Source organism: Stappia sp., assembly GCF_040110915.1.
In the GTDB taxonomy this organism is placed as follows: Bacteria; Pseudomonadota; Alphaproteobacteria; order Rhizobiales; family Stappiaceae; genus Stappia.
In genome coordinates, this window is sequence record NZ_CP157793.1 from 769,950 (window position 1) to 794,564 (window position 24,615).

At 68.8% G+C, this 24,615-nt stretch carries 15 protein-coding genes and 2 tRNA genes; 6 read left to right on the plus strand and 11 right to left on the minus strand.

Going from position 1 to position 24,615, the window contains the following annotated elements; translation table 11 throughout:
- Positions 1-4 precede the first annotated feature (4 nt).
- The 5 genes from ABL312_RS03465 to bchI are packed head-to-tail and all read right to left on the minus strand — an operon-like array spanning position 5 to position 6,454.
- Positions 5-1,072 (minus strand): phytoene/squalene synthase family protein, encoded by a 1,068-nt coding sequence (locus ABL312_RS03465; RefSeq protein ID WP_349359986.1) that lies wholly within the window; start codon positions 1,070-1,072, stop codon positions 5-7.
- The gene (locus ABL312_RS03470) at positions 1,053-2,582 is read right to left on the minus strand and encodes a phytoene desaturase (protein WP_349359987.1); all 1,530 of its coding nucleotides are present in this window, start codon (positions 2,580-2,582) and stop codon (positions 1,053-1,055) included. Before ABL312_RS03470 ends, ABL312_RS03465 begins: the two co-directional genes overlap by 20 nt.
- 44 nt (positions 2,583-2,626) lie before the next feature.
- Entirely contained in the window at positions 2,627-3,547 is a 921-nt protein-coding gene (gene bchO, locus ABL312_RS03475; RefSeq protein ID WP_349359988.1) for an alpha/beta fold hydrolase BchO, read from the minus strand.
- Entirely contained in the window at positions 3,544-5,421 is a 1,878-nt protein-coding gene (locus ABL312_RS03480; protein WP_349359989.1) for a VWA domain-containing protein, read from the minus strand. The genes bchO and ABL312_RS03480 overlap by 4 nt, the downstream gene beginning before the upstream one ends.
- A complete protein-coding gene (gene bchI / locus ABL312_RS03485; RefSeq protein WP_349359990.1) occupies positions 5,414-6,454 on the minus strand; it encodes a magnesium chelatase ATPase subunit I in 1,041 nt (346 codons plus the stop codon). The genes ABL312_RS03480 and bchI overlap by 8 nt, the downstream gene beginning before the upstream one ends.
- Positions 6,455-6,757: 303 nt before the next feature.
- Here bchI and dxs point away from each other — a divergent pair, with 303 nt between their 5' ends.
- From dxs to ABL312_RS03500, 3 genes are all read left to right on the plus strand, one after another.
- Positions 6,758-8,710 carry a 1-deoxy-D-xylulose-5-phosphate synthase gene (dxs, locus tag ABL312_RS03490; protein ID WP_349359991.1) on the plus strand — a complete coding sequence of 651 codons (1,953 nt, stop codon included), beginning with the start codon at positions 6,758-6,760 and terminating at the stop codon, positions 8,708-8,710.
- 468 nt (positions 8,711-9,178) lie between these two features.
- Positions 9,179-9,856, plus strand: a complete 678-nt coding sequence (locus ABL312_RS03495; protein WP_349359992.1) for a cobalamin-dependent protein — start codon at positions 9,179-9,181, stop codon at positions 9,854-9,856.
- A gap of 879 nt (positions 9,857-10,735) precedes the next feature.
- Positions 10,736-11,215, plus strand: a complete 480-nt coding sequence (locus tag ABL312_RS03500; RefSeq protein WP_349359993.1) for an Lrp/AsnC family transcriptional regulator — start codon at positions 10,736-10,738, stop codon at positions 11,213-11,215.
- Positions 11,216-11,382: 167 nt separating this feature from the next.
- Here ABL312_RS03500 and ABL312_RS03505 read toward each other — a convergent pair whose 3' ends face one another.
- Together ABL312_RS03505 and ABL312_RS03510 are read right to left on the minus strand one after the other, a co-directional pair.
- A complete protein-coding gene (locus tag ABL312_RS03505) occupies positions 11,383-11,511 on the minus strand; it encodes a hypothetical protein (protein ID WP_349359994.1) in 129 nt (42 codons plus the stop codon).
- Positions 11,512-11,951: 440 nt separating this feature from the next.
- A tRNA-Pro gene (locus tag ABL312_RS03510) sits at positions 11,952-12,028 on the minus strand.
- 327 nt (positions 12,029-12,355) lie between these two features.
- Here ABL312_RS03510 and ABL312_RS03515 point away from each other — a divergent pair.
- Both ABL312_RS03515 and ABL312_RS03520 read left to right on the plus strand, forming a co-directional pair.
- Positions 12,356-12,430: transfer RNA gene (locus ABL312_RS03515), tRNA-Gln, on the plus strand.
- A 474-nt stretch (positions 12,431-12,904) separates the two neighbouring features.
- A complete protein-coding gene (locus ABL312_RS03520; RefSeq protein WP_349359995.1) occupies positions 12,905-14,287 on the plus strand; it encodes a globin-coupled sensor protein in 1,383 nt (460 codons plus the stop codon).
- A gap of 100 nt (positions 14,288-14,387) precedes the next feature.
- Here the strand turns inward: ABL312_RS03520 and fdhF are convergent, their stop codons facing one another.
- The 4 genes from fdhF to dgt all read right to left on the minus strand — a co-directional run bounded on the left by fdhF (position 14,388) and on the right by dgt (position 21,375).
- Positions 14,388-17,213: a formate dehydrogenase subunit alpha gene (fdhF, locus tag ABL312_RS03525; protein WP_349359996.1), complete on the minus strand. Its 2,826-nt coding sequence runs from the start codon at positions 17,211-17,213 to the stop codon at positions 14,388-14,390.
- Positions 17,213-18,925: an NAD(P)H-dependent oxidoreductase subunit E gene (locus ABL312_RS03530; protein ID WP_349359997.1), complete on the minus strand. Its 1,713-nt coding sequence runs from the start codon at positions 18,923-18,925 to the stop codon at positions 17,213-17,215. The genes fdhF and ABL312_RS03530 overlap by 1 nt, the downstream gene beginning before the upstream one ends.
- Positions 18,926-19,016: 91 nt before the next feature.
- Entirely contained in the window at positions 19,017-19,955 is a 939-nt protein-coding gene (locus tag ABL312_RS03535; RefSeq protein WP_349359998.1) for a LysR family transcriptional regulator, read from the minus strand.
- A 76-nt stretch (positions 19,956-20,031) separates the two neighbouring features.
- Positions 20,032-21,375, minus strand: coding sequence for a dGTP triphosphohydrolase (gene dgt, locus ABL312_RS03540; RefSeq protein WP_349359999.1), 1,344 nt, complete (start codon positions 21,373-21,375; stop codon positions 20,032-20,034).
- Between the two features lie 1,853 nt (positions 21,376-23,228).
- On the opposite strand from dgt, the gene ABL312_RS03545 reads away from it, so the two are divergent.
- The gene (locus ABL312_RS03545) at positions 23,229-24,602 is read left to right on the plus strand and encodes a YcaO-like family protein (protein ID WP_349360000.1); all 1,374 of its coding nucleotides are present in this window, start codon (positions 23,229-23,231) and stop codon (positions 24,600-24,602) included.
- Positions 24,603-24,615: the final 13 nt, after the last annotated feature.

Sequence of the window (24,615 nt, forward strand, 5' to 3'; positions counted from 1 at the left end):
CCTCCTAGCTGCGCCCGCGCGCGGTGGCGGTCACGGCGCGCTCGCGCTGCTCGGTCGCGGCAAGGAGTTCCAGCACCCGGCCGAGCTTGGCGTCGAAGCCCTTGATCTCCGCCGGCCGGTCGGGCAGCGCGCTCGCCTCCACCAGGAACCGTGTGGCGGGCGCCGGGGCATCCTCGGCCACGGCGAGCCGGCGGAAGGGGATCGCGCCGGCCGCCATCAACAGACGGATCTTGGCCTGGCGCGAGGTGACGGCGCGGGTCGTCACGCTGTCGTGGCCGTTTAGCGCGATCACCCGGCCGATGTCGCGATAGATCAGCGCCGCGCTTCCGATCGCGGCGCGGCAGTCGAGCGGCAGGCCGGAAATCCCCGTCATGGCGAGCGCGTAGTGGGTGTCGGCGGCGGCGAGCAGCCGCTCGACCACGCGCGCGAGCGCGGGCGAGGGGGCGGGATCGCGCAGCAGAGCCTCGGCGTCGACGCCTTCCTCCGCGAGCCAGACGCGCGGCAGATAGAGCCGCCCGTTGCGCGCGTCCTCGCCGACATCGCGGGCGATGTTGGTGTATTGCATGGCGAGCCCGAGATCGGCCGCGCGCGCCAGCACATGGCGGTCGCGCACGCCCATGATCACGCTCATCATCACGCCGACGGTCGAGGCCACGCGCGCCGCATAGCCGCCGAGATTGTCGAGCGTGTGGTAGACGCGCGCCTCCTCGTCCCATTCAAAACCTTCGATCAGCGCCTCGGGCAGGGCGCGGGGGATGCGGTGGGCGGCGACCACGGCGGCGAAGGCCCGGTCGCAGATCTGATCGCCCGGCGTGCCGCGATAGATCGCGTCGAGCCGTTCGCGCAGCACGTCGGTCGCGCGCCGTGTGTGACCGGTTTTCGCGCCGGCCTCGTCGACGAGATCGTCGGTGGAGCGGCAGAAGGCATAGAGCGCGCGCGCCGGCAGACGGATGCGCGCCGGCAGCAGCAGCGAGGCGGCGTAGAAGGACTTGGAGCCGGTGCGGATCGCCCGATGGCAGGCGGCCCGGTCGGCCCCGGAAAGCGCGAAAACGTTAGACCCGTTCGGCTGCATGCGGCACCACCTTGTCCAGGATCTTGGCGGAGGAGACCACGCCGGGCAGACCGGCGCCGGGATGCGTGCCGGCCCCCACCAGGTAGAGACCGTCGACGTCCTCGCTCGCGTTGTGCGGGCGGAACCAGGCCAGCTGGGTGAGGCGCGGCTCCATGCTGAAGGCCGCGCCTTTGTGCGCCAGAAGCCGATTTTGGAAATCGAGCGGCGTCATGATCTTCGAGGTCACCAGCGCCTCCGACAGCCCCGGCAGCATCGTGCGCTCCAGATGGGCGGCGATTCTTCGCCGATAGGGTTCGGCCATCGTCTCCCAGTCAATGTCGCCGTCGAGATTGGGCACCGGCGAGAGCACGTAGAAGGAATTGCACCCCGGCGGGGCGACGTTCGGGTCGGTGGCGCTCGGGTTGTGCAGATAGAGGCTGAAATCCTCGGCGAGCACCTTGCGGTCGAAGATGTCGGCGAGCAGCCCCTGATAGCGCGGACCCATCATCACCGTGTGATGCGGCACGTGCGGATAGGTCCGGTTGGTGCCGAAGTACCAGACGAAGAGACTCATGGAATAGGCCATTCGTTCCAGCTTGCGGTCGCTCCAGCGTCGCCGATGCTCGGGCGCGATCAGCTTGCCATAGGTCCAGGCCGCATCCGCATTGGAGACGACGATATCGGCCGGCAGGACTTCGCCGTCGGCGAGCCGCACGCCGGTCGCCCGGCCCTCGCGCACCAGGATTTCGGCCACATCGGCGTTCATGCGCAGCCGGTTGCCCTGGCCCTCGACCAGATCGGCCATGCCCCTCATGAGAGCGCCGGTGCCGCCCATGGCGTAATGCACGCCATAGGTCTGCTCCAGATAGGAGATGAGGCTCATCACCGCGCTGACGCGCAAGGGGTTGCCGCCGATGAAGAGCGGATGGAACGACAGCGCCATGCGCAGCCGTTCGTCGCCGATGTGCTTCGACACGAGCGCATGCACGGAGCGCTCGGCCCGGCGTTTGATCAGATCCGGCAGCGCCTTCGCCATGCTCGCGAGCGACAGGAACGGCCGGTCCACCATTTCCACGAAGCCGGTGTCGTAGCAGCGCTTGCTCTCCGCCAGATAGGCCTCGTATCCGGCAAGCTCCGCCGGCCGGAAACGGCGGATCTCGGCGCGCATCGCGTCCGCGTCGGCGAAGCAGCGAAAGGTCTCGCCGTCGTCGAAGCGGATCGTGTAGCAGGGGTCGAGCTCGCGCAGGGTCACGTGATCGCCCATGCGCTTGCCGCACAGCGCCCACAGTTCCTCGAAGACGAAGGGCGCGGTGATGATCGTCGGCCCGGCGTCGAAGGTGAAGCCGTCCTGGCGGAACACGCTCGCCCGTCCGCCCGGCGCGTCGAGCCGGTCGAGCACCGTCACCCGGTAGCCGCGCGCGCCCAGCCGGATCGCGGCGGCCAGCCCTCCGGCGCCCGCGCCGATGACGACCGCCTGCGGCCGGCTGTCGGTGGCGGGATCCGGAAGCGTCGGGCGGGAGTGAACGGTCATGGTAGGGTGCCTTTCACGGCGTGCGGGGCGATCAGGTGAAACGATCAGGCGGACCGGGCGTCGAGCGGCGCCCGCGCGCTCGCCGCGCCGCAGCGCTCTTCGATCAGCCGGGCGATGGGCTCGATATCGGTTTCATGCAGCAGATGGCCGCCGTGCGGGATGCCGACATAGTCGCCGGCCCCGGCGCGCGCGGCCGCCTTGCGCGAGACGGCGGCGGGTACCATCGGGTCGTCCTCGGCGGCGATCAGCGTCAGCGGAACGGTCAGGGCGGGAAGCTCGCGCTGCAGCGGCGCGAGGTCCCAATGGGCCATCATGCCGAGCGCGCCGCGCACATGGGCGCGGTTGGAAAAGAGCAGGTTGTAGCCGGCAAGCCCCGCCGCATCGATGCGCGAGCCCGTCGCCGACAGCAGCGTGCGGCCGAGATCGCCGAAGCCCGCCCGCCAGGCGACGACGCGCGGCGTCAGCGGGTTGAGAAAAAGCAGGCGCGCCATCGGCTGGAACAGCGCGTTGCCCTGGATCGGCTCCAGCGCGGCGTTGAAGCCGAAGAGATGGGACGGCGAAAAGCCCGTTGTCTGCGCCATGCGGATCGCGACCGCCGCGCCGGCCGAATGTCCGGCCGCCGCGACCGGCGCCACCTCCAGATGATCCAGCAGGGTGCTCACCGCCCGCGCCATGCCGTGCAGTGTCAGAACCTCGGTGCCGCGCGCATCGGTGAAGCCGTGGCCGGGCAGGTCCACCGCGAGCACCTGGAAACTGCGTGCCAGTCGCGGCATCAGATCGCGGAAGGAATGCGTCGCCGCGCCCGTTCCATGCACCAGCAGGAGCGCCGGGGCGCCCGCGTCGCCCATCCGCTGGACGTGCCACAGGATCCGCCCTTCGCGCACGAAGCGGCTGGCCGCGCGGTTGGGCCAGGCCTGTCCTTCCCGCGCCCAGTCCGGGCGGTTGCTGGCGCGCGTGCCGATCATGATCCGGGCGCCTCCTTGAGATAACCGGAAACAAGGCGCGAGACGGAGGCCGCGTCAGCGCGCGGCAGCGGGCGGTAGTCGGCGCCAAGCGTCTGCGCGAGGCTGCGCGCGTCGTCGCGCGGCCGCCGGGCGATGTCGATCACGAGGCTCTTGAGGCCGAGTGCCGCGCCCTGGCGGGCGAGACGCTCCACATCGGCGCGGGCGGCCGCGCGATCCGCGCTGCCGTCGAGCGCGATGTTGCCGCGTCCGTCGGTGAACAGTACCAGGAGCGGGCTTTGCCCCTTGCGCCGGATCTGGAGGCCGAGATCGAGCGCGCGTTGCAGCCCGTGGGCAAGCGGCGTCGGCCCGCCGCCGGGCAGACCGGTGAGATTGCGCTTGGCGCGCACGAGCGAGCGGGTCGGCTCCAGCAGCACCTCCGCGTCGCGTCCGCGAAAGGCGATCAGGGCGATCTGGTCGCGGCGCACGTAGCAGTCGGCGAGCAGCAGTTCGATCGCGCCCTTGGCCTCGCCGAGCCGGTCGATGGCGGTGGAGCCCGAGGCATCCACGGCGAAGACGGCGGTCGTCTCGGTCCGGTGGCGATGGCGCAGATAGCGGAAGTCGGACGGCGTGATGAGGATCGGCGTGGTCGCGGGTCGCCCGGCGGCGTCGCGCGCGGCCCGGCGCAGACGCTGCCAGGGCGCTGCGGCGCGCAGGGTGGCGGTGACGTTCGGCCGGGCCTCCGCCGGGACGGGACGGGTGCCGATGCCGATGGCGCGCCCGCGCGTGGCGCCCTTGCGTTCGGCGCCGGACTTGCCCGCCGTCCCGCGTTGGGTGACGCCGCCGCCGAGCGCATCCAGCGCGGACCGGTCGAGCCCATGCCCGGTCATCACCGCGACCAGCATGTCCTGAAGATCCTCCGGCGACATCTGCCGTTCGTCCCCGGACTCGGTTTCGGGCGGGGGGCTGTCTTGTAGAGGCGTGTCGGGCGGGGGCGCATCCGGCTGTGTGTCCGGCGGCGGGTCCGCGTCGGCCTCCGCCGTATCCTGAGCGGTTTCCGGCTCGGACGAAGCGGTCTCCGGCGGCAGGCCGAAGACCAGACGCAGCGCGGTCGCCGCATGGAGGGGTGTCGCCTCGGACGCATCGTCCAGCGCGGCCAGAATGCGGGTCACACGCGACAGCGCCAGCGCCCGGCGCGGCGAGCGCGCGGCCGGGGCGTCGGCCGTTGCCGCCACCAACGCGTTCAGCAACTCGTCGGGCAGGGCAACCGTGTGCCAGTCGCGGCGCGGTGCGGGCGGAACCTCGAGCTCGCCGCGCATCGCGTCGGACAGGGAAATGGCATCGAGCGTGAGGCGCAGCGACAGGCGGTCGGCGAGCGCCGGCGGCAGCCCCTCGTCGGCCTCCGCGCCCTCGTCGAGGGCGACCAGCGCGAAGCGCGCCGGCCGGTCGTCGTCGGTGCGGCCGGTGTCGAGCGTGGCGGCGAGGATGCCGCTGGCGGTTGCTTCCGTGCGCTCCGCCATGGCGAGCACCAGCAGTCCGCCATCGCAGGCGGCAAGCGCGCCGCGCGCCCGCACGGGACGGCCGCGCGCCAGCGTTTCGGTGAGATCGAGACCGCCGGTGAGACCTGCCGGCGGCACGGTGGAGGCGAGGCGGCGCCAGGCCGCTTCTGGCGGCTGCATGCGCCGCAACCGCTCCAGCCAGGCGTCGAGCACGGGGCCGCAGCGGGCGCGCACGTGAATGCCGGCAAGGGACGGCCCGCCGACGCTCAGGACGCGGGCGGCCAGCAGGGCATCGGCCCAGGCGGCAGGGGCTGATGCGGGTCCGGCGCCGCCGGGCGGCAGTCCGCCGGTCTCGCCATCGGGGCGGAAACGGCCCGGCGGTCCCGACCCGTCAGGCATGGCCGGCCACCGCGAAGGAGACCTCGTCGATCGCCCGCGCAACCCGCGCGGTGGAGCCGGCCTCGTCCAGCGGGTCGCGGCGCAACCGATGGCGCAGGGCCATCGGCGCCACGGACACCACGTCGTCGGGCGTGGGGGCGCTTCGGCCGGCGAGCGCCGCGCGGGCCCGCGTGGCGCGCACCAGGGTCAGTTCGCCGCGCAAGCCATCGACGCCGAGCCTGAGGCAGAGCGTCGCCGCCATCTCCAGCACCTCCGTCGGGGTTTCCATGGCGGCGAGCGCCTTCGCCGCCTTGCGCAGCTGCGCTGTCACCCGTGCGTCCTCTTTCGCCCAGGCGGCGGCGAAGGCTTGCGGGTCGCGCTCGTAGGCCTCGCGCCGGCGCACCACCTCGACGCGCTGGGCGACCTCCCGGGGCGAGGCGATGTCGAGCGACAGGCCGAAGCGGTCGAGCAGCTGCGGGCGCAATTCGCCCTCTTCCGGATTGCCACTGCCCACCAGCACGAAGCGGGCCGGATGGCGCACGCTCAGGCCCTCGCGTTCCACCACGTTGACCCCCGACGCGGCGACATCGAGCAGGAGATCGACCAGATGGTCCTCCAGCAGGTTCACCTCGTCGATATAGAGAAAGCCGCGATGGGCGCGCGCCAGCAGACCCGGTTCGAAGGCCTTTTCGCCCGTCGTCAGCGCCTTCTCGAGATCGAGCGTGCCGCACACCCGGTCCTCCGTCGCGCCGAGCGGCAGATCGACCACGGGTGTGGGTCGTTTCGCGGCGCGCGGGCGGCGTTTGCCGGCGCCGGGCCGGCAGACCGGGCAGATGTCGGTCGGGCGGGCTGGATCGCAATTGAACGCGCAGCCTGTGCGGGCGCTGATCTCCGGCAGCAGCGCGGCGAGCGCGCGCACGGCGGTCGATTTGCCGGTGCCCCTGTCGCCGAAGACGAGCACCCCGCCAAGCGTGGGGTCGGCCGCCGACATCAACAGGGCGGTCTTCATCTCGTCCTGGCCGACGATGGCGGAAAACGGAAACGGCGGAGACATTGCTTTCTCCCGGCAAGGCGTCAATCAAACGCGACAGCGAGTGTCAACAAGATGCGACACTCCGGTGTCGATTGCAATTCCATGCGCAGCAGTACGGACGCGGTCGGGCCGCGGTGCCTCATCTGCCGTGCACGAGAAAGTGTAACATAAAATGGACAGATGGAGTGTAAAAAGAAGTTTACAATTACTATTGTCGGGTTGAAGATGAGAGGCAGCGACGGGCGCTGACGGGCGCTTATGCGACCGCTTTCGGCCCGCCGCTTCAGGGTCGGACTTCGGCCCGTCGAGAGGGAGGAGCCGGATATGGTTGCGGCAAACGAGTTCAACACGCCGACGCCCCTGCTGGACAGGGTGACATCTCCCGATGATCTGAAGCGCTTCAGCGATGCCGAGCTGGCCGCGCTTGCCCGCGAGCTGCGACGCGAGACCATCAACACGGTGTCGCGCACCGGCGGGCATCTGGGGTCCAGCCTCGGTGTGGTGGAGCTGACCGTTGCGATCCACGCCGTCTTCGACACCCCCCGCGACAAGCTGATCTGGGATGTCGGCCATCAGTGCTACCCGCACAAGATCCTGACCGGACGCCGCGAGCGCATGCACACCCTGCGCCAGGAGGGCGGCCTGAGCGGCTTCACCAAGCGCGCGGAAAGCGTCTACGACCCCTTTGGCGCCGCGCATTCCTCGACCTCGATCTCGGCCGGTCTCGGCTTTGCGGTTGCGCGCGATCTCGGCGCCGATGTCGGTGACGTCGTCTGCGTCGTGGGCGACGGCGCGATGTCGGCGGGCATGGCCTATGAGGCGATGAACAACGCCGGGGCGGCCGGCAAGCGCATGATCGTGATCCTCAACGACAACGACATGTCGATCGCGCCGCCGGTGGGCGCCCTGTCGACCTATCTGACCGGCTTGTGCGCGCGCCAGCCGATGCGAGATTTCAAGGATCTGGTGAAACAGGCGACCGCGCAATTGCCCCAGCCGTTTCGCGAGGGCGCCGAGCGCGCCCGCCATCTCGCCAAGGGTCTGATGTCCGGCTACACGATGTTCGATCACCTGGGGTTCTGTTATCTCGGGCCGGTGGACGGGCACGACGTGAAGGATCTCGTGCGCCTGCTGCGCACCCTGCGCGCCAATGCCGACGGCCCCGTGCTTCTGCATGCGGTGACCAAGAAGGGGGCGGGCTTCCGCCCCGCCGAGACGGCGCAGTGCAAATATCACGGCGTCTCCAAGTTCGATCCCGTGACCGGCAAGCTGGCGCCCTCCAAGCCGGCGCCGCCGAGCTATACCTCGGTGTTCGGCAACGCGCTTGTCGCGGAGGGCGAACGCGACGAGCGTATCGTCGCGATCACCGCCGCCATGCCGGCCGGCACCGGGGTCGACCGTTTCGCCAAGGCCTTTCCGGAACGCAGTTTCGACGTCGGGATCGCCGAACAGCATGCGGTGACCTTCGCCGCCGGTCTGGCGGCCAGCGGCATGCGGCCGTTCTGCGCCATCTATTCCACCTTCCTGCAGCGCGGCTACGACCAGGTCGTGCACGATGTGGCGCTCCAGGGGTTGCCCGTGCGCTTCGCGATCGACCGCGCGGGGCTGGTGGGGGCGGACGGGCCGACCCATGCCGGCGCCTTCGATATCGGCTATCTCGCGAATCTGCCCGGTTTCACCGTGATGGCGGCCGCCGACGAGGCGGAACTGGTCGATATGGTGACCACGGCCGCCCGCCACGACGCGGGGCCGATCGCCTTTCGCTATCCGCGCGGATCGGGCACGGGCGTGCGCCTGCCCAAACGCGGCGAACCGCTGGCGCTCGGCAAGGGCCGGATCGTGCGCGAGGGGCGCACCGTCGCGCTGCTGTCCTTCGGCGCCCGTCTCGGCCAATGCCTGATCGCCGCCGAGCGGCTCGACCAGCGCGGCCTGTCGACAACGGTCGCCGACGCGCGCTTCGCCAAGCCGCTCGACGTGGCGCTCCTGCGCGATCTGGTGGCCGAGCACGATGTGCTCGTGACCATCGAGGAGGGCGCGAGCGGCGGCTTCGGAGCGCTGGTGTTGCAAACGCTCGCGGAGGAAAACCTGCTCGACGGGCGCACCGCCCTGCGCACCATGACGCTGCCGGACCGCTTCATCCAGCAGGCCTCGCCCGAAGCCATGTACGAGGAGGCGGGACTGAACGCACGCCACATCGTCTGCAAGGTGCTGTCGGCGATACAGGGGTTGCAGGGCGCGGATGCCGCTCGGGACGTCAAGACACTTTCGGTTTTATGAAAGTAAATGCCTGCGTTCTTTCCCTTACGTTGAAAATGGAAAAGGCGCTTCACTTCTTGTTCTGATTGTTGACTTGCCGGCATTCGCTTTTTGCAACAGCATAAAGGTCGGGGGGTATTCTATTGATTGCGAAAATTACCCTCCGCGGGAGGACCAATGGCCGATCATCCGACGTGTGCGGACGGCCTGCTGGGGATAATAGCCTGTAATGCCATTGAGACAGACGAAAAGTCTGCAGGTGGGGCTGCGGGTCGGTCGAATGTAAATCGAGGACTGCTCAAACGCGCCATTCAGGGCACTGTCACGGCGGAGATGATCCGCCGCGCGTCAGCGCCCGAGACGATGACCGATGAGGCGGTCGGCACGGCGAGGTCTCACGGGGATACGCCCGGGGACCGATGTGTGACGACATCCGGTACGGGTCATGCTCTCCAGGGCGGTGCGGTGTCGCACGGAGATCCCTGGCCCATGATCGTGTCCCGTCTCACGCAGGATGTGCTGTCGCCACAGGAAATGCGGCTCGACGGCATCGTCGCCGAAATCATGGCGTTCGACCGGCCGTTTCTGGAGGTTTATCGCAGCGTTCTCATGCCGCTTTGCGCCTGCGTGCGGGGCCGCTGGTCGCGCGAGGAGGCGACCTTTCTCGACATCACGCTCGCGTCCGGGCGCATCGCCCTTCTGTTCAACAGCGTCTCGCAGGCCTATGCCGAGCGGCATCTGATGATGAGCGACGGCGAGGCGATCAATCCCGGCGAGGCGGAGGCGCGCATGCTGCTGGCCCGCATGCCGGGCGACAACCACGCGCTTGGCCTGCAGATCGTGGAATCGGTGTTCCGCCAGTCCGGGTGGCAGGTCAGCCGGGCCGGCGAGAACGGCGATCTGGACGCCTGTTTCGGGGAGTTGCAGCGCGACCCCTTCGATCTCTTCGGCCTGTCCGTGGGGATCTCGGCCATTGCCGGCGATGTCGCCACGGCGGTCGAGCGCGCCCGGGCCGTGTCCTGCAATCCGGATCTCAAGATCTGTGTCGGCGGTGCCGGCGTGGCGGCGGCTCCTTTTGTCTTCGATGCGGTGGGGGCGGACTTCCTGGCCACCGATGCCGCGGAAGGCGTCGAACTCGCGAACGCGGCGGTGGGCTTTCACGCCTGATACACACGCTGACGCCGCGAGAGGCGGATGCCGGCGCCCGCGCAAGATCCTCGCCCGATCGCGCGCTCGGGGTGTCCCGACATCGGTCTCGGCCTGCCGCAACGCACCGCCTCGGGCTGCCGCATGGCGGGCCGTGAGGGGCGTCCCTTGTCACAGCCTTCTGTCACAGCCTTCTGTCACAGCCCTCTATCACAGCCTTCTGTCACAGTCGTCGTTGCAGCTCAGCCTCTGGATGCCTCTGGACGCTTTGCCCGCGTCCGGCCAGGCCCTTACGGGCGAGGTCTCGACTTTCGGCGAGCGCCGTCTTCGGCCACGGGAATGCGATCCCGGGTTGTCCGGGACACTGTGAGACCCTTGTCCCTCATATGGGTCGCGATCAGGTCCAGCGCCCGATCGAAATCGTTCTCGAACAGCGCTCGGTTGAGCGGGCGCGCCAGCGCGGTCGGGATCGGCGGATCGCCCGGCGCGGGGCCCACCGTTCGGTTTGGCGAGCTCCGGGGTGTGTCTTTCGTGGCTAAGTCTGGCATATGCTTCGGGCATCCCTCGCGGTTCTGAAGCGGTCCACTCTGCGGTCCATCGCCGGGACGCGCCCGGTCCCGCCTGGCGTCATTGCGGTTCATCCGAGGCACGTCGCTCAAGGCACTGCACCCGGAGCGCCGCACCCGGAGCGCCGCATCCGAAGGTCCGGGCCGGGCCCGCGACGATGGCTTGCGTTTCCCTCTCTCCGGCGATGGCTCCGCTCCGGTGGCTTTGCATCTTGAGCGCGTAGTGTGCGGGATGGTAGCGTGCAAATTGACGGATCGCCCTTCGAAATGCACACTTCGGCACAGGATCGCGCGTGTGCGGTGCGTCGATTGGGGCGGTCGGGGAGGGGCGCGGTTGGGCGGCGAGCACGACGGGGAACAGGCTTCGGAGCTTGGCGCGGCCGCAGTGTCGCGGCTGGATCGGCTTCTTCTCGCGCTGCTGCGCGAGGACTCACGTCGATCCCAGACCGAGCTTGCGCTTCGGCTCGGCGTTTCGCGCACCACTGTCAAGGAGCACATGGAGCGGCTGCGCGAACGCGGCATCATTCTTCGCTACACGATCGAGGTCGCCGAGCCGGCGACCGAGTTGCCCGATGGCGTCGGCGCCTTCTTCCACCTCACCCTGCACCGTCCGTTCTGCAAGGCCGTCCATGCGGCGGTGCGCGGCTGGCCGGAACTCATGGGCTGCTGGTCGATTGCCGGCGATATCGACATGACGCTCTTCGTGCGCTGTCGCTCGCAGGACCATCTCGAAGACCTGCGCGACCGGCTGGCCCGGCTCGACGCCGTCGCATCCCTGCGCACGGCGCCGGTCCTGCGGGACTGGTCGGTATGAGAGAGGCGTGTCGCGGGGCGGATGGTGGGCGGAGGCGCCAGCCCGGCGGTCCGCTCATTCTTGTCGGGCCGGTGAGCTTGTCGGGCCGGTGAGCTTGTCGGGCCGGTGAGCGCGGCGCGGTCCGCTCCATCGCGCGCGCCATGCCTTTCGGCTTCCGGGGCCGCGCGTCAGCCGCGCGCTTTCGGCCTGGCGTCGGCGAACAGGCGGTAGAGCCGTGCCGGCAACCAGCCGAGACGGTCGCGATTGTAGTCCTGGCGATGCTGAACAAGCATGGAGCGGGCGTTTTGCAACGTCATGAGTGCGGTTTCCTGTGTCTGTGCCCTCCGCCTGCGCTGTCGCGCGGCCGGTCGGTTGCCGGACCGGAGTTCCGCGGCAGCCGCCCAAAAGAACGGCGCCCACCGGAGCGGTCGGCCGGGGCAAGGCCATCGTTCACTTGAAAAGATAAGCGCAAAATGTGCGCTTTTCAAGGGGGGCGCACATCGTGCGTTTTTGCCTGCCAGGCCGTCACCGTCGCGAGCGCAGCCATCCCGTCTCCTTGTCCTGACCGATGGCGGTTTCGAGCCATTAATCGGGGGGGTGTCGTGTGTGGTGGCTTGGTACGGCGCTGCCCGTATCGGCCGGACGCGGGGGAGGGGCATGCGGCTCGGGGCGCAATGGGGCGCGGGTTGCTGCCCGGTCTGGCGCGCCGGAAGACATGTAGGGGATCTGAAAAAAATCTAGGGGGATCTGAAAAGAATGGTCGGAGTGGCAGGATTTGAACCTGCGACCCCCTCGTCCCGAACGAGGTGCGCTACCAGGCTGCGCTACACTCCGACGCCGGCGATCTCAGGGTTTGCTGCCAAGTCTGGCGGGCAATCTGCCTCGGGAAGGCAGCACCGATCGCTGATGTGGGCGGGTTCATATCACCCCCCTCGAAACTCCGCAACCCTGTCGATCACGGCTTTTGCGTTCGCTGAGCGAGCTTTCTGTGGATGAGCGAAAGGCGCGGACCGAAACGGAGGGGGCGCCGCGTGGCGGCGGCGACGCGGGCCGCGACATCCCCGCCAGCCGCTGCCTCCCGCGACATCCCGCGAACGTGTGGAGACAAACGGCTCCAATGCTTGCACGCGGGCGGCACGCTCGTTATATACGCGCCCACGGTGGGGCGTCGCCAAGTGGTAAGGCAACGGTTTTTGGTACCGTCATTCGCAGGTTCGAATCCTGCCGCCCCAGCCAGTCTCTCCCGCCGTCTCCGGCCCGTTGCACCGTCTTGACGTCCCCGGTGCGAAATCCGACGACACGGACGGCCCGCCGTGGCGCGGCGAGCGCACGCGAAAGACGGCAGGCCGGACGCCGGACCGGCAGTCCAACGGTCGCTACGTAAAGTTACAGATGCCCCGCGACGACCCCTGTGCAATCTGACAATTGCTTGCGCGGTGTCGCCGTTTCTGCCCTCGTCCGGATTGCTCGAAAAAGCGCTGACGCCTTTGGCGTGTTGTCAACTGCCCTTGGTTTGTTTTACTTGTAACCCGAAGTCCTTAAGTTCCTCTCAGCGAGATTCGTTTTCTGTTTCAAGTTGCATCGATCTGAGATCTTACTCTTGGTAAAACATGCAGTTATGAAGAATTAGATGGTATCCATCGATTGTCGTTAGCGGATTTGTAACCCAAACGACGCATGCTGCCGGCCTGCAATTTTTTGGAGGTCACCATGTCGCAGACAGATGATTCCGGTCAGGAAAGTCGCCTCGCGTTCGCGGGCATTGATGAAGAAACATGTGCGCAATTGCGCAAGCTCTGGCCGCTCATCGAACCGAGCCTCGATGGTATCCTTGCCGGGTTCTACGATCATCTGCGCAAGGACCCGCGCATGAAGGCCATGGTGGGCGATCGTCAAAGCTCTCTGGAATCGGCCCAGAAGAAGCACTGGAAGCGACTCTTCACGTCGGGTTTCGATGCCGACTATGTTGCGAGCATCAATCGAATCGGACGCGCGCATGTACGCATCGGCCTCGAGCCGCGCTGGTACATCGCGGGCTATCAGCACGTGATGTCGGCGTTGACCCGGGTCGTCATCGCCCGGTTCCGGTTTTCGCCCGCCCGTGCGGCCCGTGCGGTCGATGCGATCACCAAGGCGACGATGCTCGATCTGGATTATGCGATCTCCACCTACCAGACGATGCTGATCGAGCGCGAAGCGGAGCGCAATGCGCGCATGAACGCCGCCTTCGAGCGCTTCCGCGCGACCGTCGACCGCACCCTGGGCGCCGTCGCGCAGACGGCCGACACGATGCAGGATCGCGCCGGCGTCCTGTCCGAGGTGGCCGGCTCCGCGTCGAGCGAGGCCGTCTCCGCCTCCGCCGCCTCCGAGCAGACCTCCGTCGGCGTGCAGACCGTCGCCTCGGCGGCGGAAGAGCTGTCGAGTTCCATCGAGGAGATCGGCCGCCAGATCACCGGCGCCTCCGATGTGGCGCGCCGGGCCGCGACCACCACGGACAGCGCCTCCGACGAGGTCGGCCGCCTGTCGAGCGCCGCCCAGAAGATCGGCGACGTGATCGGTCTCATCCAGGCCATCGCGGAACAGACCAATCTCCTGGCGCTCAATGCAACCATCGAGGCGGCCCGCGCCGGCGAGGCGGGGCGGGGCTTCGCCATCGTCGCGCAGGAAGTGAAGGAACTGGCCAGCCAGACCTCCAAGGCCACGGAAGACATCGCCGCGCAGATCACCGAGGTGCAGACCGGCACCACCAAGGCGGTGGATGCCATCCGCAGCATTTCCTCCACCGTGGGCGAGATCGACAGCCTGACGGCGGCGCTCGCGGCGGCCGTCGAGGAGCAGGGGGCGGCAACCCGCGAAATCTCCGCCAACGTCCAGCAGGCGGCGACCGGAACCCAGACCCTGTCGCGCAGCGTCTCCAGCGTGAGCGGTGCCATCGACAAGACGGGCGCGGCGGCGGAGGATTTCCTGAAGGTCTCGGAGAGCCTGAGGACCCAGTCGACGGGGCTCGCAGACGAAATCCGCGAGTTCTTCCGCGAGATCGAGACCATCAGCGTCCGCCAGGACGAGGGCACCGGCACCCGCTCGGCCGCCTGATCGAGACGACACGGCGTCGCCTGGACGCATCTTCATGCCGCATGAAAAAACCGCCCCGGCCGCAAGACCGGGGCGTTTTCGTTTCAGCGCTGCGGGTCGGCTATTCGGCGGCTTCCGCGATGTGCCCCCCGGCCGGGCCGACCTGGGCGGCGCAGAACTTGAACTCCGGGATCTTGCCGTAGGGGTCGAGCTGCGGATTGGTCAGCCGGTTGGCCGGCGCCTCGAAGAAGCAGAAGGGCACGAACACCATGCCGCGCGCCACGTCGCGGTCGGCGCGCAAGGTGGCGGTGATGGCGCCGCGTCGGGTCGTCACCGTGATCGCCTCGCCCGCCGTCAGGCCGCGTTCGCGGATTTCGGAAGGGTGCATGGCGGCGATCGGCTCGGGCTCCAGCGCATCCAGCGCGCTGGCCCGCCGGGTCATCGCGCCCGTGTGCCAATGCTCCAGCATACGGCCCGTCGTCAGCACCAGCGGATAGGTGGTGTCGGGCATCTCGTCCGGCGGCACCAGGTCGGCCGGGACGATCCGCCCGCGCCCGGAGGCGGTCGGGAAACCGTTCGCAAACAGGATCTCCGAGCCCGGCGCGTCCTCGGCTTCGGCCGGATAGGTCACGCTCTCCTCGCGCAGGATGCGGTCGAAGGAGATGTTGTCGAGCGAGGGCATGCGTTCGCGCATTTCCTCGTAGACCTCGCCGACGTGGGCGTAGTTCCAGTCGAGCCCGATGCGCCGCGCCAGCGCGACGATCAGCTCCCAGTCCTGGCGCGCCTCGCCGGGCGGCGGCACGGCGGGACGGCCGAGCTGCACCTGACGGTTGGTATTGGTGAAGGTGCCGAGCTTTTCCGCATGCGCGGAGGCCGGCAGCACGACATCCGCATGCCAGGCGGTTTCGGTCAGGAAGATGTCCTGCACCACCAGATGGTCGAGCTTCGCGAGCGCCGCGCGGGCGTGGATCTGGTCGGGATCGGACATCGCCGGGTTCTCGCCCATGATGTACATGCCCCGGATCGTGCCGTCGTGGATCGCGTCCATGATCTCCACCACGGTGAGACCGCGCGCGGGGTCGAGCGTGCGCCCCCAGGCGTCTTCGTACGCCGCGCGGATCTCCGGGTCCTCCACCGGCTTGTAGTCGGGAAAGACCATCGGGATCAGGCCGGCGTCGGAGGCGCCCTGCACGTTGTTCTGTCCGCGCAAGGGGTGCAGGCCGGTGCCGGGACGCCCCACCTGACCGGTGACGAGGGCGAGCGCGATCAGGCAGCGGGCGTTGTCCGTGCCATGCACATGCTGCGACACGCCCATGCCCCAGAAGATGATCGAGCGCGGGCTTGTCGCATAGGCGCGCGCCACCGCGCGCAAGGTTTCGGCATCGATCCCGCACACCGGCGCCATCGCCTCGGGCGTGAAGTCCCTGACCTTCTCGCAAAGGGCGGAAAACCCGTCGACATGGGCGTCCACATATTGCCGGTCGTAAAGCTCTTCCGTGACGATGACGTTCAAGAGGGCGTTGAGCATCGCCACGTCCGTGCCCGGCGTGAAGCGCAGCGAATGGGTCGCGTGACGCATCAGGTCCTGCCCGCGCGGGTCCATGACGACGAGCGTCGCGCCGCGCTTGGCCGCCTGCTTGAGATAGGTCGCGGCGACCGGGTGGTTCTGCGTCGGCCTTGCGCCGATGACGATGATGCAATCGGCCTCTTCCGCTGCCATGAAGGGGGCGGAGACCGCGCCGGACCCGACGCCCTCCATCAGCGCGGCGACGGAGGACGCGTGACACAGCCGCGTGCAATGGTCGACGTTGTTGGTGCCGAAGCCCTGACGGATCAGCTTCTGGAAGAGATAGGCCTCCTCGTTGGAGCCCTTGGCCGACCCGAAGCCGGCGAGCGCCGATCCGCCGTGATCGTCGAGGATCGTCTTCAGCCCCCCGGCGGCGCGCTCCAGAGCCTCCTCCCAGGTGGCCTCGCGGAAGACCTCGAAAGGATTGCCCGGATCGATCATCATGTCGCCGCGCTTCGGCGCGTCGTCGCGGCGCACGAGCGGCCTGGTCAGCCGGTGCGGGTGGGCGATATAGTCGAAGCCGAAGCGACCCTTGACGCAGAGCCGGTTCTCGTTGGCCGGGCCATTACGGCCGTCGACCTTGACGATCCGGTCGTCCTTGACGTGGACGGTGGTCTGGCATCCGACGCCGCAGAAGGGGCAGAGCGTGTCGACGGTGCGGTCGGCGGTGACCACCTTGCGCCGGGCATCGGCGTCCATGACGCTCTTTTCCAGGAGTGCGCCGGTGGGGCAGGCCTGCACGCATTCGCCGCAGGCGACGCAGGTCGACAGGCCCATCGGATCGGACAGGTCGAAGACGGGCCGCGCCTGTCCGCCGCGATAGCCCATGCCGATGACGTCGTTGACCTGCACTTCGCGGCAGGCGCGCTCGCACAGGCCGCAGGCGATGCAGGCGTCCAGATTGACCGCGATGGAGGGGTGAGAGACATCCAGCCGCTCGGCGCGGATCTCGCCGTGACCGGTTGTGGCGTCGTCCGTGTAGCGCGTCGGGTATCGCGAGGCTTCGACGCCCACCTTGTCCGACCAGATCCAGAAGTCCGCGTCCGGATCGGGGGCGTCGGCGCGCGCCGGCATGTCGGCCATCAGCAGCTCGAACACCATCTCGCGGGATTTCTCCGCGCGCTCCGAGGCCGTGTGCACCACCATGCCCTCGGCCGGCTTGCGGATGCAGGAGGCGGCCAGCGTCCGTTCGCCCTCGATCTCGACCATGCAGGCGCGGCAGTTGCCGTCGGAGCGATAGCCGGTCGCCTCCTTGTGGCACAGATGCGGGATCGACGTGCCAAGCCGCCTGGCGACCTGCCAGATCGTTTCGTCGGGCCGCGCCTCGACGGTCTTGCCGTCCAGGGTGAAGGGGATCAAAGGTGTGTCGGCGTCGCGCATCAGGCGCTCCCGTGTGCAAAGAAGGTGAGGATCGAGCGGACCGGATTGCTGGCCGCCTGGCCGAGGCCGCAGATCGAGGCGTCGCGCATGACCTGCTCCAGGTCGCCGAGGCGCGCGCCGTCCCAGTCGCCGGCCTCCAGCATGGCGACCATCTTTTCCGTGCCGGCGCGGCACGGCGTGCATTGCCCGCAGCTTTCATGCTTGAAGAAGCGCAGCAGGTTGAGGGCGGCGGCGCGCAGGTCGTCCTTGTCCGACAGGATCACCACCGCATGCGAGCCGATGAAGCCGCCGTGCTTCTCGAAGGTGCCGAAATCCATCGGCAGATCGGCCATGGCGGGCGGGAAGATGCCGCCCGACGCGCCGCCCGGCAGGAAGGCGGCGAGCTCATGCCCCTCGGCCATGCCCCCGCAGGCCTCGATGATCTCGCGGGTGGTGCTGCCCGTCGGCAGGATCCGCACGCCGGGATTCTTGACCCGGCCCGACACGGAGAAGGAGCGCAGGCCCGAATGGTCGTCCTTGCCGTGCCCGGCGAAGCGCTCCGGCCCATGCTCCAGGATGTCGCGCACCCAGTAGAGCGTTTCCACGTTGTGGTTGAGCGTGGGGCGGCCGAACAGACCCTTTTCCGCGATATAGGGCGGGCGATGGCGGGGCAGGCCGCGCTTGCCCTCGATCGATTCGATCATCGCGCTTTCCTCGCCGCAGATATAGGCGCCGGCCCCGCGCCGCAGCTCGATCGGCGCATGATCGGTCAGCCCGCTCGCGGCCAGCGCGGCGAGCTCCTGGCGCAGCACCTCGATCACGCCGGGATATTCGTCACGCATGTAGAGATAGATGCGCTCCGCGCCCACCACATGGGCGGCGATCAGCGCACCCTCGAGCATGCGGTGCGGGTCCTGTTCCAGGAACAGCCGGTCCTTGAAGGTGCCGGGCTCGCCCTCGTCGCCGTTGATGGTCATCAGCCGGGGGCCGGGGTAGGAGCGCACGATGGACCACTTGCGCCCGGCCGGAAACCCCGCGCCGCCAAGCCCGCGCAGGCCGGCATCCGACAGCGCCGCGATGGCATCGTCGGCGGTGCGTGTGCCGTCCAGAAACGCCCGTAGAAGCGCGTATCCGCCCTCGGTCTGATAGGCGTCGAGCCGCTTGCCCTCGACGATGCGCGGCCCCGTGTCCCTGGCGCGCGCGGCGGCGAGCAGCGTGTCCGCGGTTGCGTGGCCGATCTCGTTGCGGCCGACCTGGGCGGCCGGCGCTTCCGCGCAGCGCCCCTGACAGGCGGCGCGCACGATGCGCACCGCATCCGGGTCCGCGCCGCGCTCCAGCTCGGCGATCAGCGTTTCGGCCCCGGCCATCATGCAGGACAGGGAATCGCACACCCGGATGGTCACCTCCGGCGGCGGCGTCTCGCCCTCCTTCACGATGTCGAAATGGTGGTAGAAGCTCGCGACCTCGAAGACCTCGGCCTCCGACAGGCGCATCTCGTCGGCGAGCGCCTTGAGATGGCGCGCATGCAGGGCGCCGAACGTGTCCTGAAGGCGATGAAGATACTCGATCAGGAGATCGCGCCGGCGTGCGCCGGGGCCGATCGCGCGCACGACCTCCGCCTGCGCCGCTTCGTCCAGCGCCCGACCCTTGACCCGTGCGGCCCGTCGCCCCTTGCCGCGTTCCGCGTCCACCACGCCCACGCCGCCGCGCGGTCCCCGACTTCCACCCAGCATCGTCCGTCCGTTTCGCTTCGTGCCCTGATCGGGAAAGGGGACGGTGCGCGGCGGGCGAAATCAAATCGCGATTGGCGATGTGGTGATCACGTCAGGTTATCAAGTCCCCGCCGGCTCCCTCGGCGATCTCGGCCGCGACGCGCCAGAGCGCGGAGGTGGAGGGCAGGTGCAGCTCGCGCTTGGGCGCGACGAGGCCGATCACCGGCTGCACCTTCATCGGGGCGAGCGGGCGCACGTGGAGGCCGCGCGTGTCGAGCTGCTCGACGATCAGCGCCGGCAGGATGGCGACGATCGGCGTGTCGGGCGGGCGCAGCCGGCCGAGGATCGACAGGAAGCTGGTCGATTCGAACACCACCTGCGGACGGGCGTCGGCCTCGGCGAAGGCGCGGTCCAGAATGCGGCGGTTCTGCATGTCGGGGGTCAGCAGGGCCAGCGGCCAGCGGGCGGCCTGCGCCCAGCCGATGGGCCCGCCGCCGTCCTGCGTGGCGTCGTCGGAAAAGGGCGTTCCGCTGACCAGAGCGTAGCGCTCCGGCATCAGCGGCAGCGTGTCGACATGGGCAAGCGGCTCGTTGTTGAGATAGGTCAGCCCCGCGTCCACGCTGAAGTCGTTGAGGCCCATCTCGATCCGCCGCGACGACAGGTTCGTGCAGACGGTTTCCAGCAGCGGATGACGGGCGCCGAGGGCTGCGGCAAGTCGCCCGGCCAGCGGCGCGGCACTGGGGATGGCGGCGAGACGCAGGCGACCGGCGAGTTCCGCGCCGCCCGTCACGTCCTGCGCCAGGCCGTCGAGATCGGCGAGCACCCGCCGGGCGCGGGCGAGCACCCGTTCGCCGGCTTCGGTGAAGCCGAGAAACCGGTGCCCGCGCTTGACCAGCGGCGTGCCGAGCGCCTGCTCCATGCGCCGGATGCGCGCCGAGAGCGCCGGCTGCGACAGGTTGCAGGCCTGCGCGGCGCGGGCGAAATGATGCTCGGCGGCCAGCGAGACGAGAACCCGCAGGTCGGAAACGTCGATCGGCGGTAGCGCGCTCATGGCCAGTCCCTCTGTTCACGGCCCTGCTTAATCCGATTTGCCGCCGAAGGAAACGCGCGGGAGGCCGGCGGCGCGATCAGGTGCCCGACAGCATGCGCGAGATGCGCAGGGCGTAGCGGTCCGTCATGCCGGAGGTGAAATCGGCGAGCGCATGCAGCGCCGACGGCGCGTCGTCGACCCCGCGCAGATCGAGATCGAGCGCGCGGATCAGCCGCTCGGAGTGGCCGTTCAGCCTGTCCGCCCGCCAGCCGGCGGCCGCCAGATCCTCGTAGACCGGGAGAATGCCGTCCATCACATTGGCGATGGTGCGCCGGCCGGAGATCTCCAGCTCCGTCTTGCGCTGCGCGGTGAAGATGCGCTGGCCGGACACGCGCTTGATCTCCGCGAAGACCGGTGCCAGCCGGCTCGCCGACACCAGATCCCGGGAGAAGGTGCCGGCCATGATCGCCTCGTAATTCTCGGTGAAGGCCTCGGCGCAGGCGGTGATGGCCTTGCCGATGCCGATCGCGCGCTGATAGGCGATCACCTCGGCCTGCGTATAGGTGGAGAGGTCGCGTTTGATCTCGCCGCACAGCTGGGCGAGCAGGCCGGTCACCGTGTCGAAGGACAGCTCGCCGGTGGTGAAGGCGTCCTCCAGATCGACGATGCCGTAGCAGATGTCGTCGGCCGCCTCGACCACGAAGACTAGCGGATGCCGGCGCCACCAGGAGCCGTTTTCCGCGCGTTCCTCCGGCAGGCCAAGCGTGCGCGCGACCTCCTCGAAGCGCGCACGTTCGGCCTCGAAGACGCCGAATTTCTTCAAGCCGACGTAGGGCGCGGGTCCGTCGCCCGTGACGGTCGCCCGCACGGCCGCCGTCACCGGATACTTGGAGAAGGCCCCGAGCGTCGCCTTGGACAGCTGCATCCCGCCGTCCTCGCGGTACATCTCCAGCCGGGTCAGGATGCGAAAGCCCTGGGCGTTGCCCTCGAAGGCCTCGAACTCGGGCCGCAGTCCGGCGGGAATGTCAGCGAAAAGACCGTGCCCGGCGGCGAAGCGTTCGGCGAACCAGGTGCCCATCGCCTCCTCGCCGGAATGGCCGAAGGGCGGATTGCCGATGTCATGGGCGACGCAGGCCGCCTGCACGATGTCGGCCAGGCTGTGCACCGCATCGGAGGGGATCTGGTCGCGCTTTGCGAGCCATTGGCCGACCTGCATCGCCAGCGAGCGGCCGACGCTGCCGACCTCGATGGAGTGAATCAGGCGGTGGTGCACATGGTCGTGCTCGTAGAGCGGCTGGACCTGGGTCTTGTTCGCCAGCCGACGAAAGGGGGCGGAAAAGACGATCCGGTCGTGATCCTGCACGAAGATCGACCGGCCTTCCTGCGCCTTGTAGTCGGCCTGACACAGGCGTTGGCTCGAGAGGAGAGACGTCCAGTCCATGCAAAAGGCTCCGGGGAGGGGATGCGAGGGTGCGAGGGTCGCCGAGTGCGCGGAAAAAGGCAAACCGGTTTCTGCCCGGGGCGCGGCGCGATGGTCAGGCCGTCGAAAGGCAACCGATTGGCCGAGCGACGGTTTCTGCCCGGGAGCGCGAAGCGGCCGCGCGATGGCTGGCTGGCCGGTGAGGAGCGCGGGGGCACGGCGGGCCGGCCGCGTGTCCTGCGCGCAGGGGAGCCGAGACCCCGTGCGGCAAGGCGGGCGCGCAAGAGAAAAAGCCGCCCACCCGCAAGCGGATGGGCGGCGATCTCCTGAAAGATCTGGACTAGTCTCGCATCAAATGACTGTTGCCGCCTGGCTAAAAATTGCGGCGCCGGGGCGCAAGACCCTCCCGTGCCAATGCTGGCCCCGTTGCCTCAATCAACGTCGCTCGCAAGCGATCTCAAAACCCACTCGTCCCGCATGTCACATCGCGGTCCGGTCGCATGCTCCGGTCACAATTTGCGGTCCGGGCATCCTGGCCCGATCCGCCGCGCAATTGCGGCAAATGGCTTCGCCGTCGGCTCCCCACCGCGTGCCGCGCCGCGTACTCATCGCGCGCCATGCCTGCGGCAGAGCCGCTTGGCGGCCCTTGCGACAGACCCCTTGCGACAGCCCCCTTGCGAGCGCGTACTCTTCTGAGCGCCCGCCCTGTGAGTGCCTGCCCGGCGGCCCATAGGTGCCTCTTTCTCTTAGGTGCCTCTTTTCTTTCCTGCGGTATTTCATCCCGGTTTGCCGCATCCCGGTTTGCCGCATACCGGTTTGCCAAGGCCCAAGGTTTCCAGGTTCCCGGCTTTCCAAGCCCCTCTCGCGAGTTCCCCGAAGGAAAGGCCGGAGGAGGGCATGAACCCGGCGCGTGCCGCCAGGATCGTCCGTTCCCGCCACGCCCTGGAACGACCGCCCCCAAACGAGCGTCAGTTGCCCGCGTGAAAAGGTGGGCCGGGCTCGAAACCCGGCCCAGTTGGGTCACGTGCGATCCGATAGCAGAAAGAAGCTACCTGCGGTCCGCATGTGTCTCGGTCTGTTTCGATCGCCATGTCGCCCACCGGAGCGGGCAAAAGGCGACAAAGCATCCCGAGGGCACTCGTCAAACTGGAACAAACCCGGTATGCACTATGAGAACGTTGCGCTCGTTGGCTGATGGCGAATACCCTCTTGCGACTTGGCGTTTCGATGCAATCGGCACCCCGTCGTTACGCCGGTCGCCGCCGCGACTGCGCGCACCCCATTGCTCCCCGGTCGCTGCGCACCGGCGACTGCATTTCAACGGCAGCCTCTCGCCGGCTGCCACTCACTGGCTGCGCCCCGATGGCCGTATCGAGGGCGGCACAGGCACTTGCAAGCGGATCAATCGAAACGGATCAATCCAGGGGCATGATCGTGGACGCATCTGAGGCGTGCAAATCTGAAGCGTGCAAATCTGGGGCGTGCGAACACGAGATCACCGGTTTGCCAGTGCTCCTCGCGGAGCCCGGGCGACAACCCCGACGCATGCGCGCGCGCCGTCTCGCCTCCCATCGGATCGCATCCAACCGGCCCGCATCGCAAAAACCCACATCCAGACGGGAGCCCCGCGAACGCCTCTCACGTGGACGCGTCGCCGTCACGCACCGCCTTGACCGGGACAGCGACACCCTGCGCGAGACTGGGCACGGATCCTGCCCGCCATCATCCGAAAATTCAAAGAACTGGCGCTCAAACCGCCACGGGAACAAAGCCTTGTCGCTTCACTCCCTCGTTGGAGGCACAAGACACCAGACGCCGTTATCTGTTCGTGATTTTCGAATATGTCGCCTACAACCGGGCGCGGAGGCGGATCGATGCGCGACGCGCTGAGCCGGGCATTCGCCGCCGCCGCCGAGGCCCTTGCGGCCGGACCGTCCGCGCGCTGGCCCGCCGAGGCCTGCGACCTGCTGCGGTTTCTCGGGATCGCCGACCCGGCCGACGTCGAGCGCGACCGCGATCTCGCGCGCCTGGTCGCCATCGCGGCCCGGCTCGAGCGGCTGTTCGCCATTCCCGTACCCGATGCGCCGGGCCTTGCCTGTTTCGGTGCACAGGTGAACACCGATGCCTTCGATGTCCCGCAGGCGCATCGCGCCTGTGTCTCCGGCGTCGGGGCGGATCGTCTCGCGGCGCTGAGGGCCTGTGTCGCGGAAGCCGCGGAGTTCGTCTGCCAGTTCGCCCGCGTCGACGAGCCGCGCGCCTCAGCTGTTGCCTGCGACCTGCCGGATGAGGCGCTCGCCGCCGCCTGGTGCGATCTCGGCCAGGATCAGGGCGAGGGCGATGGCGAGGCCGGTGACGGATCTCCCCGCGTGGCGGCGCGGCCGTTCGAGGGGGGCGCGCCGGTCGGTCTTCCGGCCGGCCTGTGTTGGCGAAACGTCGAGGGCGATGCCGGTCTGCGTCCCGCCTTCGCGCCCGGCCTGGGTGTCGCGGCCGGGGTCGATCCCCGGACCGCGAGCCAGCGCGCCGTGCTGGAATGGATCGAGCGCGATGCCGTCGCCCTGTGGTGGCGCGGCGGCCGCCGGGCGCGTTCGGTCGTCCTGGAGCGTCTGGTCGATGCCGGCATCCCGGAGCGGATGCAGGCGTATCGCGGCGGATTGCGCAACCGCCGGACGTGGTTCTTGGATCTGACGACGGAGGTCGCCGTTCCCGTCGTGGCGGCCCTGTCGTGCGGACCGGATGGACGCGGGTTCGCCTATGGGTTCGCCGCGCGTCTCACTCTTGAAGAGGCTTTGCGCGCCGCGTTCGAGGAACTGCTGCAGATCGAGCTTGCCGACCGGCTGGTGGCCGCCAAGCGCGCGGAAGGCGGGGACGATGCGCTCAACGCGGTCGACCGCCGGCACCTGGAGCGCCGCGACACGGTCACCGATGCCTGGGAGATCCTGCATCCGTCGCGGATCGCCGATGCGGTGCCGGGGACAGGCGACGACCCGGCGCGGGATCGTGACGCGGAGGAATCGTCCACCGATCCGGCGACCGTTCTGGCCCGTCGGCTGCACGCGTCGGGCTGCCGGGCGCATGTGGTCGATCTCACGCGCGAGGACCTCGGCGTTCCGGTCATGCGTGCCATCGTGACGGGGCTGCAACCGGATCCGTCCCCGCGTGTGAGCGCGCGCCTGCAGCGCCAGCGCGACGCCGGGACAAAGGGCGGGACCACGGCCACGATCGCGGGCGACCGCGTGCGGCTTTATTGAGGGGTGTGATGCG

What these genes read in the sequence shown, in the direction of transcription:
- ABL312_RS03465 (WP_349359986.1), bottom strand. Translation starts at nt 1,072, where the DNA reads ATGCAGCCGAACGGGTCTAACGTTTTCGCGCTTTCCGGGGCCGACCGG.
- ABL312_RS03470 (WP_349359987.1), bottom strand. Translation starts at nt 2,582, where the DNA reads ATGACCGTTCACTCCCGCCCGACGCTTCCGGATCCCGCCACCGACAGC.
- bchO (WP_349359988.1), bottom strand. Translation starts at nt 3,547, where the DNA reads ATGATCGGCACGCGCGCCAGCAACCGCCCGGACTGGGCGCGGGAAGGA.
- ABL312_RS03480 (WP_349359989.1), bottom strand. Translation starts at nt 5,421, where the DNA reads ATGCCTGACGGGTCGGGACCGCCGGGCCGTTTCCGCCCCGATGGCGAG.
- bchI (WP_349359990.1), bottom strand. Translation starts at nt 6,454, where the DNA reads ATGTCTCCGCCGTTTCCGTTTTCCGCCATCGTCGGCCAGGACGAGATG.
- dxs (WP_349359991.1), top strand. Translation starts at nt 6,758, where the DNA reads ATGGTTGCGGCAAACGAGTTCAACACGCCGACGCCCCTGCTGGACAGG.
- ABL312_RS03495 (WP_349359992.1), top strand. Translation starts at nt 9,179, where the DNA reads ATGATCGTGTCCCGTCTCACGCAGGATGTGCTGTCGCCACAGGAAATG.
- ABL312_RS03505 (WP_349359994.1), bottom strand. Translation starts at nt 11,511, where the DNA reads ATGACGTTGCAAAACGCCCGCTCCATGCTTGTTCAGCATCGCCAGGAC.
- ABL312_RS03520 (WP_349359995.1), top strand. Translation starts at nt 12,905, where the DNA reads ATGTCGCAGACAGATGATTCCGGTCAGGAAAGTCGCCTCGCGTTCGCG.
- fdhF (WP_349359996.1), bottom strand. Translation starts at nt 17,213, where the DNA reads ATGCGCGACGCCGACACACCTTTGATCCCCTTCACCCTGGACGGCAAG.
- ABL312_RS03530 (WP_349359997.1), bottom strand. Translation starts at nt 18,925, where the DNA reads ATGCTGGGTGGAAGTCGGGGACCGCGCGGCGGCGTGGGCGTGGTGGAC.
- ABL312_RS03535 (WP_349359998.1), bottom strand. Translation starts at nt 19,955, where the DNA reads ATGAGCGCGCTACCGCCGATCGACGTTTCCGACCTGCGGGTTCTCGTC.
- dgt (WP_349359999.1), bottom strand. Translation starts at nt 21,375, where the DNA reads ATGGACTGGACGTCTCTCCTCTCGAGCCAACGCCTGTGTCAGGCCGAC.
- ABL312_RS03545 (WP_349360000.1), top strand. Translation starts at nt 23,229, where the DNA reads ATGCGCGACGCGCTGAGCCGGGCATTCGCCGCCGCCGCCGAGGCCCTT.